Annotated in this window: 14 protein-coding genes; 4 read left to right on the top strand and 10 right to left on the bottom strand. The window is 38.8% G+C overall.

Features of this window, described 5'->3' with window-relative positions; genetic code table 11:
- Positions 1 to 21: 21 nt before the first annotated feature.
- The gene (locus PH210_RS22280; RefSeq protein WP_289988558.1) at positions 22 to 1,302 is read right to left on the bottom strand and encodes an MFS transporter; all 1,281 of its coding nucleotides are present in this window, start codon (positions 1,300 to 1,302) and stop codon (positions 22 to 24) included.
- 121 nt (positions 1,303 to 1,423) lie between these two features.
- Between PH210_RS22280 and PH210_RS22275 the strand changes: the two genes are divergently transcribed.
- Positions 1,424 to 1,981: a helix-turn-helix domain-containing protein gene (locus PH210_RS22275; RefSeq protein ID WP_223594741.1), complete on the top strand. Its 558-nt coding sequence runs from the start codon at positions 1,424 to 1,426 to the stop codon at positions 1,979 to 1,981.
- A 45-nt stretch (positions 1,982 to 2,026) separates the two neighbouring features.
- Here PH210_RS22275 and PH210_RS22270 read toward each other — a convergent pair whose 3' ends face one another.
- Entirely contained in the window at positions 2,027 to 4,042 is a 2,016-nt protein-coding gene (locus PH210_RS22270) for a sigma-54 interaction domain-containing protein (RefSeq protein WP_289988557.1), read from the bottom strand.
- Between the two features lie 278 nt (positions 4,043 to 4,320).
- Here PH210_RS22270 and PH210_RS22265 point away from each other — a divergent pair, with 278 nt between their 5' ends.
- Together PH210_RS22265 and iadA are read left to right on the top strand one after the other, a co-directional pair.
- Positions 4,321 to 5,751, top strand: a complete 1,431-nt coding sequence (locus tag PH210_RS22265; protein WP_289988556.1) for a YfcC family protein — start codon at positions 4,321 to 4,323, stop codon at positions 5,749 to 5,751.
- A gap of 32 nt (positions 5,752 to 5,783) precedes the next feature.
- Positions 5,784 to 6,959 (top strand): beta-aspartyl-peptidase, encoded by a 1,176-nt coding sequence (gene iadA / locus PH210_RS22260; protein WP_289988555.1) that lies wholly within the window; start codon positions 5,784 to 5,786, stop codon positions 6,957 to 6,959.
- A 105-nt stretch (positions 6,960 to 7,064) separates the two neighbouring features.
- Here iadA and PH210_RS22255 read toward each other — a convergent pair whose 3' ends face one another.
- Positions 7,065 to 7,502, bottom strand: a complete 438-nt coding sequence (locus PH210_RS22255; protein ID WP_289988554.1) for a ferritin-like domain-containing protein — start codon at positions 7,500 to 7,502, stop codon at positions 7,065 to 7,067.
- Between the two features lie 220 nt (positions 7,503 to 7,722).
- On the opposite strand from PH210_RS22255, the gene PH210_RS22250 reads away from it, so the two are divergent.
- Complete coding sequence (locus PH210_RS22250; protein WP_354670007.1) at positions 7,723 to 8,193, top strand: staygreen family protein; 471 nt, start codon at positions 7,723 to 7,725, stop codon at positions 8,191 to 8,193.
- Positions 8,194 to 8,298: 105 nt separating this feature from the next.
- Here PH210_RS22250 and PH210_RS22245 read toward each other — a convergent pair whose 3' ends face one another.
- The 7 genes from PH210_RS22245 to norA all read right to left on the bottom strand — a co-directional run bounded on the left by PH210_RS22245 (position 8,299) and on the right by norA (position 16,595).
- Positions 8,299 to 10,821 (bottom strand): cyanophycinase, encoded by a 2,523-nt coding sequence (locus tag PH210_RS22245; protein ID WP_289988552.1) that lies wholly within the window; start codon positions 10,819 to 10,821, stop codon positions 8,299 to 8,301.
- A gap of 277 nt (positions 10,822 to 11,098) precedes the next feature.
- A complete protein-coding gene (locus tag PH210_RS22240; RefSeq protein ID WP_289988551.1) occupies positions 11,099 to 11,674 on the bottom strand; it encodes a dihydrofolate reductase family protein in 576 nt (191 codons plus the stop codon).
- A gap of 31 nt (positions 11,675 to 11,705) precedes the next feature.
- Positions 11,706 to 11,930, bottom strand: coding sequence for a cyclase (locus PH210_RS22235; protein ID WP_289988550.1), 225 nt, complete (start codon positions 11,928 to 11,930; stop codon positions 11,706 to 11,708).
- Positions 11,931 to 12,121: 191 nt separating this feature from the next.
- Positions 12,122 to 12,682 (bottom strand): CBO0543 family protein, encoded by a 561-nt coding sequence (locus PH210_RS22230; RefSeq protein WP_289988549.1) that lies wholly within the window; start codon positions 12,680 to 12,682, stop codon positions 12,122 to 12,124.
- Between the two features lie 261 nt (positions 12,683 to 12,943).
- Positions 12,944 to 14,335, bottom strand: a complete 1,392-nt coding sequence (locus PH210_RS22225; RefSeq protein WP_289988548.1) for a DJ-1/PfpI family protein — start codon at positions 14,333 to 14,335, stop codon at positions 12,944 to 12,946.
- A 363-nt stretch (positions 14,336 to 14,698) separates the two neighbouring features.
- Complete coding sequence (locus tag PH210_RS22220) at positions 14,699 to 15,337, bottom strand: cysteine hydrolase family protein (RefSeq protein WP_289988547.1); 639 nt, start codon at positions 15,335 to 15,337, stop codon at positions 14,699 to 14,701.
- A 64-nt stretch (positions 15,338 to 15,401) separates the two neighbouring features.
- Positions 15,402 to 16,595: a multidrug efflux MFS transporter NorA gene (gene norA, locus PH210_RS22215; protein WP_289988546.1), complete on the bottom strand. Its 1,194-nt coding sequence runs from the start codon at positions 16,593 to 16,595 to the stop codon at positions 15,402 to 15,404.
- Between the last annotated feature and the right edge of the window lie 115 nt (positions 16,596 to 16,710).

Below are 16,710 nucleotides of genomic sequence, written 5' to 3'. Positions count from 1 at the left end.
CGATCTTTGATGTAATTGAATTTATATCTTTAAAGAATCCTCTTTAACGATTATCTCAGATGTTTGCTTTTTAATGACAATGACAAATAAACTTGCTAATAAGCAAAATATTCCTGCCAAGAAAAATGCCCAAGTGTAAGAATTGAATATTTTATAGGTCAGTCCACCACCAAAGGCTGCTACTGCTGCACCTGCCTGATGCGAAGCAAAAATCCATCCATATATTATTCCACTCTTTTCAACTCCAAAAATTCGCCTTGATATTCCAATCGTTGGCGGTACAGTTGCAATCCAATCTAATCCGTAAAATATAGCAAAAATAACTAGTAACGTATAGGAACCTTCAGATAACGCCAACGGAAGTAAAACAAGGGATGCACCTCTTAAGGCGTAGTACCAAAATAATAACCATCTATTATCAAAGCGATCTGACAACCAACCAGAAAGGGTTGTTCCTACTAAATCAAAAACCCCCATAAATGAAAGCAGCGATGCGGCTGTTACCAAAGGTATACCGAAGCTGATACAAAAAGATACAAAGTGGGTGCCAATTAATCCACTAGTTGAAAGTCCACAAATAAAGAAACTACCTGCTAACAACCAAAATTCTTTCACTTTTACTGCTTCAAATAATCCGTTGAAAGCAATAATAATCGGATTTTTCTTCTGTTCAACGATATCATCTTCTGTTTCCTTTTCAAGACCATAAGGTAGAATACCAACTTCTTTTGGTGAGTTTTTCATAAAAAATAAAATGATTACTAGCATAATAACACTAAGTATCATAATTAGGGCAATCGCCCAACGCCACGAATAGTGATCTATAATGATCGCTAAAATGGGGAGCAGTATTAATTGACCAGTAGCTGTGCTTGCTGTTAATATTCCTGTTGCCAGTCCCCTTCTTTTTTCAAACCATCGGTTCGCTATATATGGACTTAGTACAGTTAAAAATACCCCTGAACCTAATCCTATAATAATGCCCCAAATGATAATCAGTTGCCACGACTGTTGCATAATAAAGGTAAGCAAAGTACCGGTCAACAAGGTTGTCATTGATAACACCATGATCTTCTTTATACCAAATACTTCAATTAGAGCTGCCATAAAAGGACCTGATATCCCATACAAAAATAAACCAACAGCAAAGGCCAGTGAAATAACAGAACGGTCCCAGCCAAATTCATTCTCGAAAGGTTCTATGAAGACCCCTGAAGATGACCTTACAATTCCAGCTGCAATAATAGAGAAGAAAGAAACGATTAAAATAATCCAACTATAATGAATACGATTCCGAATCAAAACATCACCCACAATCTTAGTAATAATGATAAAATTATTATAATGAACAAAACGAACAATATATTGTTTTATTTTATTGTACAATATGGTTATTATATTGTACAACGGGAGGTTTCTAAATTTGGAAAAAATTCAGGGAATTATATCAAATAATTTGAGAAGGATTAGAGAAAAAAGGAAATTGAGTTTGGAGGATTTGTCGATCATAACTGGAGTGAGTAAAAGCCTTTTACGGCAAATTGAAAAAGAAGAGTCCAACCCAACTATAACGACAATATGGAAAATTGCTGATGGATTAAAAATACCGTTTACTTCTCTAATGAAGTACGAAGTTCCTGACACTGAAATTGTTAGAAAAGAAAATATTGACCCACTCTTAGAAGATAAAGGTTTGTATCGTCTTTTTCCTTACTTTAGTTTCGAGGATCAAAAGCCTTTTGAAATGTACTCAGTTGAAATGGAGCCTTCAGCTAGTTTGATAGCAAATCCTCATAATTCCGGCGCCATAGAATGTATAACCGTTTTTAATGGAATTCTTTGTCTGACTGTTAATGACAAGGAACATATTTTACAAACAGGTGATTCTATTAAGTTCAAAGCTGACAACCCTCATTCTTATTCAAATCCAAGTAATGATCTTACAAGATTAAGTATGATTGTTTACTATCCAGAATCATAGAAGGAATGGGGTGTCAAGCACCCCTGGCCCTTCCTATTTTACCGATTAACTTAACATAACTGCTCCTTTGGCTGTAATCTTTGTCCCGGCCCGTCCCTTGCCTTTCACAATCAAGCCGTTTGATTCCAGAAAATCCAGTCTTTTCCTAACCTGCTGTGGTGATAGAGGCCGATTTTCTTTATGGCTTTGATGGGAAATCCAATCGCGGCTTGCTGCTTTTCCTGTTTCATTGCATTTTTTTATTAGATCTAAAATATACAAATATTCACTGTTTTCTAGTACACTTTCGGCCAGCGGCGCTGATACGGTTTCAAAATGATCATGGTGCAGCAGGCTGTTCATCGGAATTTCCTTTTCGGTGATGAGATTGTTTTCGCATACAGTCAACATATAATCAATGCTGCTTTTTAACTCACGAATATTTCCTGGCCACTCATGCTGCAGCAGGCGGTCCATGACTCCCTGCTCCATTTTTACCCATTTTCCACTTTTCCTGATAAAATGATGCACGAGCAAGGGAAGGTCGCTTTTGCGCTCCCTTAAAGGCGGAATGGAAAAATGAAGGACATTAAGGCGATAAAATAGGTCTGACCGGAACGTACCCTCTTGAATTTTTTCTTGGATATTTTTATTAGTAGCGCTAATTATACGAACGTTAATCGGAATGATTTTATCTCCTCCAATTCTACGAATCTCACTTTCTTGTAAGACTCGTAATAAATGGGATTGAAGTGTCATGCTGATATCCCCGATTTCATCTAAAAACAAAGTTCCGTTGTCGGCGAGTTCGAAGAGTCCTTTTTTTCCCCCCCGCTGCGCCCCAGTAAAAGCCCCTTCCTCATACCCGAATAATTCACTTTCCAGCAAACTTTCAGTTAAGGCACTGCAATTGACCGCTAGGAAAGGTCCATTTTTCCTCATGGAATGAAGGTGCATGGCATTAGCGAAGAGCTCTTTACCTGTCCCAGTTTCCCCATGAATAAAAACCGGGTGTTCGGACAATGCCAGTTTTTTGGCAATTTGTTTACTATATATAATAGAGGGATGCTCCCCGATGATATCGTTTAAATCATATTTGGCTGTAAATCCTTTCATTTTTAATTGCCTTTGGGCTGTTTTTTCAATTTCAAACGCTTGATTGACGCTTTTAAATGTAGCGACAATTGTATTTTCCGTACTCATTTGGAATCGGTAAACAACCACATCCACACCCTTGATATTAAAAAATGAACTAGTTTCCTTGCTGTTTAAGATAAAGTCCACCAATTCCTGCTGCAGAATTTTTTTTACGGGTTGATAAATCACTTCCTGGACTGATAGGTGGAGCAGAGCCTCTAACCGATGATTAAAGACCGTTACTTCTTGATCTTGATTAATTGCAAGGATTCCGTCATCCACGGAATCAACGACCTTCTGTAAATGATCCTTTAGTTGATTCGTTTTTTGATCTGCGATGAGTAATTTTCTATGGAGTTCAATGATATTTCGAATATATCTTCCCGAGATTCTTGAAAAAATATCGGTGCCTAAATTGCAAAATTCCACCAATTTCAAAATGGTTATCATGTCAAAAAGTCGGACACCGACATCGATTACTTGGTTGATGAAGTGCGGACAAAGGTGCGTTTCCCCAGGAGAAACTGCAATTTCGATTCCTTCATAAAAAATTTGCTCCTTTCGAAAAGGGACAAACTGTATATGATCAATTCCAAGCTGATATAAGGATTCAATGAAATCAATCGTTTCAGAGTAGTTATCGTTTACTAGCAAGACTTTGGTGTGACTTGGAATTTGCAAAAGCTGATCGATATATTCATGATGAATTGTTCTTTTTCCGACAATAAAGTGGTCACATAGAATGGCAGTTTGGGCATTTACTTCCGATTTAATAGCTTCTGAGGAAAATAATATAATTGATTCATTTATTTGAGCTGGCAATCCTTCATCAACGGCATAGCTTTTGATCTCTGCATAGTCACCGAGCAATTGTTCAATCTGCTCATGCAGTCCTATTCTGGTAGTCGCTCCTCCAGCTATCAATGTTATACATGGCTTATTCATGAACCCACCTCTATTTTTTAATTGGTTCAATCATACCCCCATAAAGAACTAATAACAACCAAAAACAACAAGAAGATTGAATAAAAAACCAAGCAGAACCGTTTTTTAAACTGGCACAATACTTGCATTTATAAGAGCAGGCATTAAAAATTCAGCAATGTTTTTGAAATTTCACACGGAAGGAGCAGCAATTAAGGGGGATGTTCAAAGGTTTGCCAAAATGGAAACGCTATTATGAGTGATTTTAGAATGGAAACTAGAACAAAGGGAGAGATAGTATGAGTCAAAATGCAAGGAAATTAGAAGTGACTCCATCGGGAGAAAAAATGGAAAAGAAGCAGCGGAAAATTAATGTTTTTGCACTATTACTAGGCATTTTACTAATTGCTACGATTCTAACTTATTTGGTGCCTGCGGGTGAGTATACCCGTGTTGAAGTGGATGGACGCACCGTCATCGACCCGGGTACATTTAAATGGAAGGATGCCACTCCGGTTGGGCCTTTTGAGATGATTAAAGCCGTTCATACTGGAATGGTCGAGGCCGCTAATATTGTTTTCTTTGTTTTAATCATCGGGGGCTTTTTTGGGGTCTTAAGTGCAACAGGCACTGTCGATGTGTTAATTACCACGATGGCAAGAAAATTATCCAAACGTGAAAAGCTACTAATCCCAATAATGATGTTATTTTTTGCAGCTGGCGGGTCATTAATGGGGATGGCAGAAGAAACCCTAGCCTATATCCCGCTGTTGATTCCCCTTGCGCTGGCGCTTGGCTTTGACACCTTAACAGGGACAGCTATGGTGCTATTGGGCGCTTCTGCCGGATTTACGACAGCTGTTATGAATCCTTTTACCGTTGGGATTGCCCAAGGGATTGCGGAGCTGCCAATGTTTTCAGGAATCGGCTACAGGTTGGTCCTTTTTGTCATTGTCTACCTTGTATCTGTTATCTTTGTCTATCGTTATGCGATGAAAGTAAAAAAGAATCCTTCCATTGGTTTTTATGGAAATTATTCGAAAGAAAGTGCTTCAGAACTATTAAATTCTACCGCTAAGCTGACGACGAAGCACAAACTGATTTTAACAGCTTTTCTCTTAAACTATGTGGTCCTTGCCTTTGGTGTCATTAAATATCAATGGTACATTACAGAAATAGCCGCCTTGTTTGTGGCACTGACAGTTGTAATTGGATTGATCGGCAGATTGTCTGTTGATAAAATGGTTAGTTCCTTTACAAGCGGTTCTGCGGCCTTAATTGGCGGGGCGCTTGTGATTGGTTTATCCCGTGCCACGCTTGTCGTCCTAAACCAGGGATCGATTGTAGACTCTATGCTGTTTGGAATCTCAGAGGCAATTAAGGATGTGCCTGCCTATTTAAGCGTCATCGGCATGTATAATTTCCAAGCACTCATTCATTTCATTTTAGCCTCCGGAAGCGGTCATGCAATGTTAACGATGCCGATTATGACGCCGCTTGCCGATTTATTAAATATATCAAGGCAAACCGCTGTCCTTTCGTTCTCATTTGCTGATGGAATCGGAAATATCATCTTCCCTACAGCAGGGACGTTAATGGCCGGATTGGCGATTGCAGGAATTCCATGGACGAAGTGGGCAAAATGGGTGTTACCGTTGATTCTCATTCAATATGTAATTGGATTAGCAGCTGTTGTAATCGCATACTTAACGGGATATGGGCCATTTTAAAAAAGCAGTAAAGAATTAAGGAGAGAAAGCAATTGTTAACGTTAATTAAAAACGGCGAAGTTTATGCACCCCATTATTTAGGAGTCAAGGATGTACTCATTGCTGCAGATAAAATCGCTTATGTGGCTGAACAAATAGAAATTCCAGTCCAATTTGCGCCGATAAAGATCATTGATGCCACAGGACAGTTTGTTGTACCAGGGTTTATCGATGCCCATGTCCATATCATTGGCGGAGGCGGTGAAGGCGGTTTTAAAACGCGTACCCCGGAATTAATGTTATCGGATATTACGACTAGCGGGGTCACCACTCTAGTCGGGGTGCTGGGAACAGACGGAACGACTAGAAGGATGGAAAGTCTGCTCGCAAAAGCACGCGCCCTTGAGGAAGAAGGTGTGTCCTGTTATATTCATACCGGGTCGTATCAAGTTCCTGTTAAGACCTTAACAAACCGAATCGAGGACGATATTATCTTAATTGATAAAATTATCGGTGTCGGGGAAATCGCCATCTCCGATCATCGTTCTTCTCAGCCAACTTTTGAAGAGCTGGTTAGGATTGCCACAGCCGCAAGGAACGGCGGTATTTTATCAGGAAAAGCCGGACTATTGGAGATTCATGTCGGGGATGGGAAAGAAAAATTATCACTGCTGGAAAAAATCCTTGATCAAACAGAGATACCAGCCCGTCATTTTCATCCTACTCACATTAATAGGAATATGGAGCTGTTTACAGCCGGGATTTCCTATGCCAAAAGGGGTTGCTATGTCGACTTTACCACCAGTACGATTCCACAGTTTTTAGAAGAAGGAGAAGTAAAGTGTTCGACAGGACTAAAAATCATGCTGAAGCAGGGAGTGCCGATTGGCAGTATTACCTTTTCATCGGATGGTCAGGCCAGCCTCCCCTATTTTGACGACAATGGGGAGTTCAGCGGATTGCAGGTCGGAAAAATGTCCTCCTTGTTTCAAGAAGTGCGTGATGCCGTTATTGAGGAAGGCATTCCTTTAGAGCAGGCAATCCAGGTGATTACATCCAATCCGGCACAAGTTTTAAAACTGCCTCATAAAGGCTCCATCCAAAAAGGAAAAGATGCTGACTTTGTTATGTTAGACAAAGAGACGCTCAACATCCAGACGGTTATCGCCAGGGGGCAAATCATGGTTGAACGGGGAGTTCCGGTCGTTAAGGGGACTTTTGAATCGTAGTTTTTTTTAGACCACAGTCCTTAAGACTGTGGTTTTTTTCCGCTATCTTGTGGAGGCATTAATGAACCAAAACCTCAAGCATCTTATTTTTCTACCAAATTGTTATTAGTGAACTAAACGATTTAAGAAATTAACATGCTCTCTGTCCTTATCTAATATCTCTTCAATTAATTGCCTGCTTTCAATATCTAAATCTCCTTTGACCATCTCTTCTGAAACTTGAATCCCATAATGGTCTTCTCCCTTTAATGCGCTCTGGATAATTCCATCCGTACTATCAGGAATCATAAATTGGCCAAAAAAACCTTGGACTGAACCAATTAACCCTTCATCATCTACCGGGGTTCCTCCTAGGTTTTGAATTCTCTCTGCTACTTTTAGTGCATGGTCTTTATGATCTTGTTGAATTCTCTGAAATTCATTTTTTATATTAGGATCGGTTAGTTTCTGGATATGGTGTTCGTATGCATGGATACCCATATATTGTCCTTTTAAAAAATTATTTAATGTGTTTATTACTTTGTTTACGTCCACTATAAACATTCCTTCCTACCATAATTTCTTAGTGAAAAGACAGCTAAATTAATATTGTCCATTTGCAATAATAACGGGGGAAAGTAATACATTAATAAAAGCGGTACTTTCTGATATGACACACATACTTTTTTTATATCCTGTGTACAAACCCTCGGTTTAATACTGAATAATGTGACTTTGATTCGGCAGATTTCCTTGAATCAGTGTAGGTTTAATTTAGAAGGGAGTGCTTTTTATCAGCGTGTTTAATCCTTCAAAGTTAAGTGTTTCCTTATTACCCCCTGCCACAGATTTATTGCCCGTTGAAGGTCGAAGGTATACTTTGACACATTCTGATAAAACAGGTGATTTATTTTTGAGTATTGGTTATCAATACAATTATCCTGTGGTTAATAAACTTTTACGGGACGAGTTTCTAGCTAAATGGATTTCACAAAACGGGCACTATATGATGAAAGGGAAAGTGTATGTAAGCGGCGGAGAATTCGATGAGCATACCGCCGAGAATCGATTTATGATCTTTCAACGAGAGGCTGAGCTCGCAATCACCGCTGTGATTTATGGCGATCGAAGATTCTTCGCCCACTATCCACAGTTACTTGATTCTCCCATTGTGATAAAATACCAATCAAACTACCCTCCATTCAACAAAACACTCTATCATGGAGCCCCTCATCAATTTATGAATTCATATTAATTTTCTCCTTCATAAACCGATATCAAGGAAACATAAAAAGAAAAGGACAATGATTACGATTGCCCTTCTCTTCCTTTACCCTCTAGAAAAGAATACCGTTTTGTACTATCTCTCTATCACCTTGATAGGGTCAATATCAAGTGATACTTTCACAAAAGAATAATCATCCTTTTGACCGTCCTTATATGTCCAAAATCCATTCGTTTCAGGTGTCTTTCTAAAGGTCATTTCAAATCCTGTTCCATTGTTGAAGCTATAGCTTTTTACTTGATTTACACCCCTATTGTCTACTAAATCATAAGCAATGAAATGAGAAAGCAGCCCATGTGGTGAAAGCACACCAGAATTCGGTGCAATCTTTTGATTATAATATTCCTTGCCTTTCGTTGCCTCCTTTCCTTCGAAAATAGAAATCTCGTTAGTCCGTAAATTAACCGTGTCTCCTGGAACAATATACGAAATAACAACATTTTTGTAACGACTCGGAATTTGTGGATTAGCTTGGACCTTTGAAAGGTCAACGAGCGTAACACCGCCTCTTCCCACTACTTCCGCTTTCTTCGTTGTATTATTTACGATCAAGGCAGTATCCTCATCCACACCGTAAGCAAACTGATTTTGATCACCCATTTCATAGGAGGCTGCAACAAGCCGGCCTAATCTTGCCTTGTTATCAAAATGCTGATCCACGATACCATATTGAAAAAATCCAAGACCTTGTTCCAAGTATAATGGTCCGCCTTCCTGTTGTGTCATTCCATCATAATGATTTGTAATGCCGTTCGTTAGCGCACCATAACTGTCACCCCCAGCAAGCATGATTCCACTCATGATGGCCGCCCCAGCACTCGTTCCACCAAGGACCGCCCCATTTTTATAAATATTCCAAATCGAATTTAATACTTGAGAGTTGGATTTATCCTCATTAAGAAGCGAGCCAGTGATTAATGTCTGATCTCCTCCCACAAACCAAACACCAGTTAATCCCTTTATCTTTTCAGCAAGTTCAAGACTATTGCGGTTTTCACTCCAAAGCGATTCATCCTCTTTCGTTCCTTTAAAGTTATGGTTGGAAACTGGTAAAATCTCTATGGATTCCGCCTTTACTCCATATTGGATCAAGTCCTTTTTAAAGTCATTTGAGGAAGTCAACTTTCCACTTGCAGCCGGTATGATTCCGATCCTGGCCTTGTCTTTTCCCCCCGCAAGCTCAATAAACCTTTCATATAACTCACGATTACTGCTTCCAAGCGCCCCGCCTGTTATGACCAGACTTCCTTTAATATCTTCATGTTTAACCTTTTTGGGAATTTCAAAGTTTGATTGATGGTAGGTTGTACTTGTATCCGGATTCGCCTTGAACGTAAGCTTACTAGGTACGATATCCATCGCTATATTTACAATAGAGTAATCATCTTTTTGCCCGTCCGTATACCCCCAATATCCCTGTGTTTCGTTAGTTTTTCTAAAAATCAGCTTATAACCGGTTCCAGAACGATCATACAGGCAGCTACTCACCGAATCCATTTTTTCATTATCGACAAGCGAATACGTTAAATAATTTTTCAGCCTGCCATACGGTGTAAATACGCCAGTCGCTGGGAGAGCTTGAAAAGAGTAATACTCATATCCCTTCGTGGTATCTTTACTTGCTAAGACATCAAAGGTTTTCGTGTCGTAATGAATCTTGTCACCCGGAGCCAAGTAACTAAAACGAATGTTTTCTAGTCCCGTGTCATTGTTTTGTTTGACTTTACCAGTATCCACAACAGCTAAACCGTTTCGTCCAACCACTTCGATTGTGTTCAGTTGATTATTCACTACCATGGCTGTATCTTCGTCTATACCATAAGCAAAGTTAGTCGATGTTTCTTTTTCTTGTGTTAAGGCAGCTACTATAAGGCGGCCAAGGCGTGAACGCTCATTAAAATGTTGATCGACAATTCCATGCTGAAAAAAGCCCAGCCCCTTTTTAATCAATAAGGGCTCATATTCCTGATTCCCTGTTTTAGCTTCCTCTGTTACAACCCCCTGCTTCAATGCCCCTAGGCTATCACCTCCAGCAATCATTACATTACTCATAATCGCTGCACCAGCACTCGTTCCGCCCAGGGCAGCACCGTTACGATATATATCCCATATGGCATCTAATGCCCCGGAGTTGGTTCCGTCCTTTTTTTGAAGAGTTTCAGTGATTCGAAGTTGATCGCCTCCCACAAACCACACAGCTGTTAACTGACTAATTTCCTCAGCCAGTTCTCTGCTATCCAATTGGTCTTTCCACTTCGATTCATCCTCCGAAGTATCACTAAAATCGTGATTCGAAATCGGAAGGATGTTAATCCTTTCAGCAGGTACTCCATACTTCATCAAGCTGTTTTTAAAATCCCTCGAAGATTTCAATGCAGCACTCGCAACTGGAACAATTCCGATTTTTGCCTTTGTCTCTCCGCCAGCCAGTTCAATAAACTTTTGATAGATTTCACGATTGGATTCACCCAAGCCTCCGCCAACAATGAGTAAATTTCCTTTTACGCCCTTGTATTCCTCTGCTTTTACCACTGTTCCGATATTAAGAGAAGCTAATACCAGCCAGCACGATAAAATGGAGATAATGAAGCTATTCATCTAATCACACCCCTCGGTTATTTTTTGTACAATTCCATATATTCAAGAATTATGCCAAAATTAGACGCCAGAAAAGTGCCTAGTATCACGTTAGTTCCAAAATGGATAAGACAAATAAATGGTTTTAAAACAACCGTAATCAACCAAAAAGAACCATTTTTATGTAGTTATTTTAAAATTAGAGTTTTAATAATAGGGATAAATAACAAAAGTGCTGCCATGACTGGCAGCACCATCTTTAGCTTTAACACCCGAAAGAGGAATTAGCTATAAATTTTCACTTTAGATTCTCATCAAGATGATAACATAATTGAACAACACCTGAAGAAAACCTTTTTGTTTCAACCAGTTTTAGATTCACCCGCTGCTTTATATCAATAAACAAGGGTTTACCTTCCCCCAAAATAATTGGGTGAACAGATAATCTAAATTCATCAACAAGCCCTAGATTTAAAAAGGTTGTAATAAGACTCGCCCCGCCATAAAGCCAAATATCTTTTCCTGGCTTATTCTTTATTTTCATTACTTCTTCTACAATATTTTCATTTATAAATGTTACGTTATTTTCCGACTTTTTTTGTGTTTTGGAAAACACATACTTCTCTTTACTATGTACCAATTCCCAAACTTCTTTTTCTGAATCAGAAACTTCCATATCAGGGGTATACTGCCCCCATAAATCATAACTTTTTCTTCCATAAAAAATAGTATCAATATGATTTAAGAAATTATGAAAGTCCATATCAGGGTCCATAATGCACCAATCTACTTCACCTTTTGGGCCTTCAATAAATCCATCTAAAGTAACTGCCAGATCTAAAAGTATTCTTCTAGGTCTTTTGTTATTAAACACAGTTTTTTTCCTCCTTGTAGTGAGACAACATTTATTTGTCGTCAGCAGGTCTTCTTTTATGTTTTTCATTTATGATTTTCTTATTAAGTATCCTTACCTTACCAACCATTAACAACCGCATATCTTCTACAATATACCTAGCTAACTCTTCATCAGAAATGTCATCTCCATCAATATCAAGGCGGAATTCCTGCCCTTGAATTCCACCGCCATTCGTAAACTCAATTTCAAAGTCGAATAGAACTCTTTTATCCATTACGAATCCTCCTTAACCCTAGTTTTTAGAGTGTTATATTTATATTCTGGTATTACAATACCAATACCTTCTATTAAGTTCTTCCACTTATGTGCACCATTTGTGCAAAAAGAAAAGCTGTCAAAATGACAGCTTAGAACTTAACTATTGCACTCGTAATTATATCCTCTGTTGTAACATAATTTTTTTTTTTATAAAAGGGGTTTAATTGCTGAACTGTGAGCCAATTTATGAGCAATAAGATAAATGACAAAAAAGAATGGAAATGAAAAAATTGAGTTCCACCCAGGATATTTATAGTAACCTAACCATAAGAAAAAAGGTTCTGCTATAAATGCTGTCATGCCTGAAAAGATTAACCCTTTAATTATCGGACTTACCTGAGGTTTGATTTGTAAAAAGAACATAATAGTAACTGGCATAAGTGCAAAATCCCATGCAATATAGTCAGGCATTAACGGAATTAATTTATTATAGTATCTCCAAAGTCCCAGAGCTACCCCAACGTAATCCAACCATGAAGATATAAGCATTGCCCACAAGCCACCTAATATTAAGCGGGTTGAACTCTCTTTATCCCTGAAAATAAACCATACTATCCACGGAACCACTGTTAAAAGCAATGTTGTCATCCAACCGAAAGAGAATAGAATGTCCTTTAGCCAAATTTCGGTTAATCTAGAATGAGCATCATCAATTGTTTTATACTGTTCATTTATTAATTTTTGTATATGGTCAGAGGGCCTTATCATTATTAGGAGCTCCTTATTTTTTCCTTATATTTCCCTCTTTCCTGCATATTTATGATGTTACTTCAACTAGAACCCTTATGACCTGTTTATGATAAGGAGCTAATGCTGCTATACCTACCTTTACCCCATACAGTAAAAGAGAATGAACAGTCACTATTATCCATTCTTTTGTTGCTTTAATTAAATTAGGAAGAGATCAAAAAAATAGCTTACCCTTTCTATAGGATAAGCTGATCACCGGTTCATCCCTTCGGAAACCGTTCAATTAACCGACTTGTTATACGATTTGAAAATGGTTTTCTTCATAATGAATCGTCTGTCAATGCAGAAAGCGGTAAACAAAGATAGTAAAACGGTTAAAAGAAGACCGCCGTATGTTTCAAGAGGAAATGGTTTGCCCTCAAGATGGATGCCATTCTCATGATATTCAAATCGTTTTACCGCATGCTTGGCAGTTATAACGTCTTCTTGTTTAGCTAAGTCTTCTAATGGTGCTTCAAATACAAATCGGTTTGGTGAATCACTATGAATCAAAAGTGTTTTTTTCGCATTGCCTTTTTCACTCCAACGTTTTATATCTGCCTCGGCGAGTGATTTAACTGTGCTGCCAGGGATGATCATTTTATCTAATTTTGGTGCATTCGAAATTTGATGCCGCGCCACGATATTAAGATGATGTTTAGTGGCTATAGGAGCATCTGAATTTGAAATGGTTGATATCTGTGTCGTTCCGGTGTCTCCATAAGAATCAAAGATAGAAGATAAAGCTAATTCATCCATACCCTTATAAAGTAATACACCCATCTGTTTCTTATTCCAATGGAATCCAAGATTTAGCCAATATGTTGCAAATTTAATATCCATGTAAAAAGGGTCGTTCACCTTTGGATTTTGAACAAAGTGGTAAGAAGGATAATTGATTTCTTTCGAGATTTTTGCTGCCATCGGTTCCCCTAACTGTTTAGCTATCAAATGCAGCACCCCATCGATTCCTGCGCTTTGACCAGCAGTGGTTAAAACATTCCCCTCTTGAACATACCTCAAGTCTTCTACCCAGTGTGTATCAGGATACTGGATTTTCAATCCCGGAATCGCTTGCCAATGCGAGGCAGCTGATTTTCCTTTTAAAAGGTGAGCATCAGCAAGATTCTGTGAACCTCCGCAAATACTCAAGAAAGTGGTTTTTTCATTCGAGTGCTTCTGAATCCATTCACGAGTTGGTTGATATTTTTTTTCATCAACAATTGGCATGAACGGGACTACGACAATATCAGGACTCTTCCCTAATAATTGATCTAATTCTTTATAAGAGTAATGCGGGACCACATCCAAACCACCTGATAGAGACTTGATGTTTTTGTCCGGTGCAACAGCATATACATTGTAGGCATCCGTCATCGAAAACAGTGTGTATGGAATGAGAAAATCGAAATCTTCCGTTGGTATTGATGAATCTGCCATAACAACGGCCACAGTAGGTTTATGGGAGTCATACTTAGGGACAGTCACTGCTTGCAGCGAAGGCACCGGCTCATGGCGGACATTTAAGTAAAAATCTTTTTGATGCCGCTTAAAGCCATAAAATCCGATCCCTCCCACAAACACAACGAAACACAATACATAAACAACTAAACGTGCTACAAACCTTTTCATTTTAAATTCCTCCTCCTGATTATGTGTTACATTTTACTAAGTTAGATTAGGATAAAAACCGCACTCTTTTTGGGTATTACCGTAAACTTTTGTGGTACCCCCGCAGGGTATTTTCTTTCTTGATTTCATATTACTTTGTTTCTAATGCTTCAATCATTGTGCTGGAGCTTGATTTTTATATCAGACTTCAGATTTAGCCGGTTTCAGACCACAAAAAAAAAGACAGAGACTGAAAATGTCTCTGCCACTAAGGTTCATTTTTTTATATCTTTATGATTGCATTTAAGGCGAAAAGCGGTCTTCATTTCTGTGAATGGTTGGAGCTTGTCAAATTAGCATGGTCGTTTTTTGTCCATCAACCGATTAAGTCATAAGTTGGGGAGATTGGGCTGCATGCATCTTCCAAAAGGAAACAACCTGTTCCGTATCTGCCACCATTCCAAAATAGGTATCCACAGTTTTTAAGGTCATATCGTGTTCTTCCTGTGAAAAAGCCGCGCAGGCATCTTTCATGAGCACGATTCGATAATCCAGCATAAACCCGTCTCTGGCGGTTGATTCCACACAAAGATTCGTGCTGACGCCTGTTAAAATCAAGGTTTCGATTTTAAGAGTTCGCAATATGGACTCAAGCCTAGTATGAACGAACCCGCTGTAACGATGCTTCTTCACAATGATGTCATTCGGCTCCGGAGTAACTTCATAAAATTCCGCTCCCCAGCTCCCCGTGTGGCAAATCGGATTGACACCATCCGGAAAGCGAGAAAGCCAAACCTCGGAATCAGTCGCCTTCTCATGATTCGTCTGCAAAAAAATGATCGGAACGGAGTGCTCTCTTGCCGCATCCAACAAGCTGTGCAATCCAGGCATCATTTTTTTGACCGCGCTGACGTCGCTTCCGCTTTTGGCAATCGCTCCACTTGGATGGCAATAATCATTTTGCACATCCACGACGATGACGGCCGTGTTTTTCCGTTCCAAGTTCTTTTTTAATTTTTCCAACCTATTCACCCCCTTACCATGCTTATTATTCCAATTCGATGCCGCTAATATTATTTTAATTTGCTTAATTAGCTGCACGAGTCTTCACTTCATTTGAAGAATCGCTTGTCTGCTTCTTCCAGAATAATGTGATAACTATTCCCAGAGATAGGATCACAGTCGCAAAGTAGTAAGGGTAGTTAATATCTATATCAAATAATATACCCCCTATAATTGGCCCACTAATGTTAGCTAAACTTGTAAACATAGAGTTCATTCCACCAACGAAACCTTGTTCGTTCCCGGCGATATTTGAAAGGTATGAAGTAACGGCTGGCCGGAATATATCGAATCCTACAAAAACAAGAAATGTAACAAGTAAAATAGAGAAATATGAATGAACAACAGTCATTAAAAAGACAAGTACGGCTGATAATATTAAGCTATATCGAATCAGTTTAATTTCGCCCCAAATTTTTGTAAGCCAATCAAATAATAGGACTTGTGAAACTGCACCAAAAATTGCACCACCTGTGATAACAATGGCAATATCGGACGGTTTAAATTGAAATTTATGGTCCGCAAAAAGACTAAAGAACGATTCAAAAGCTGCTAAACCAAATGAGGCAATAAAAATTAAAATAAACGCAAGGAAATATTTTGGGTCAATAATCCGTTTGAAACCCATCTTACCGTCGGGGACTTGTTCATTGTGATCTTCTCCACGATTCGGCTCAGATAATAAAAGAATAGAAAGTATAGCCGCAATGGTACCAAGTGCTCCTGCAAAGAAAAATGGTATACGTGTTCCAAATTCCGCTAAGAACCCGCCAATACCCGGCCCAATAATAAATCCTGTACTAATGGCAGCTGCCATATACCCGAGTGCTTTCGGGCGGGTATCCAAATTTGTAATATCAGCAATAAAAGCTGTAACTGCCGGCATAATGAAAGCAGCACTAATTCCCCCTAAAACGCGGGAAACAAATAGCATTTCGATTCCTTTTCCGATCCCAAATAAGAATTCTGATATACCAAAAATAAATAAGCCAATAACAATCATAATTTTCCTGCCGAATTGATCTGCTGCTTTCCCGGCGAATGGTGACACAATCAATTGAGATATGGCAAATGCTGCTGTTAAATAACCCACTGTTGTTCCAGTAATGCCTAATTCATTCATCAGCGTGGGTAAGACTGGAATGACAAGACCAATACCCAAAAAGGCTATGAATAAATTCATTAATAACAATCCTAAGGTGACTTTATGAGTCTTCATCTTTTCCATTCTCCTTAACAATACAAATTACTTAAATTAATTTGGGTTATTTTCGGTTGTTTACACTATCCATGCTAGTGTATATAGTAACTATATAGTCAAGGGTGGTGCTCTA

Source organism: Paenibacillus sp. BSR1-1, assembly GCF_030403775.1.
In the GTDB taxonomy this organism is placed as follows: domain Bacteria; phylum Bacillota; class Bacilli; order Bacillales; family Cytobacillaceae; genus Neobacillus.
This window is presented reverse-complemented; position numbering and strand designations above follow the sequence as displayed.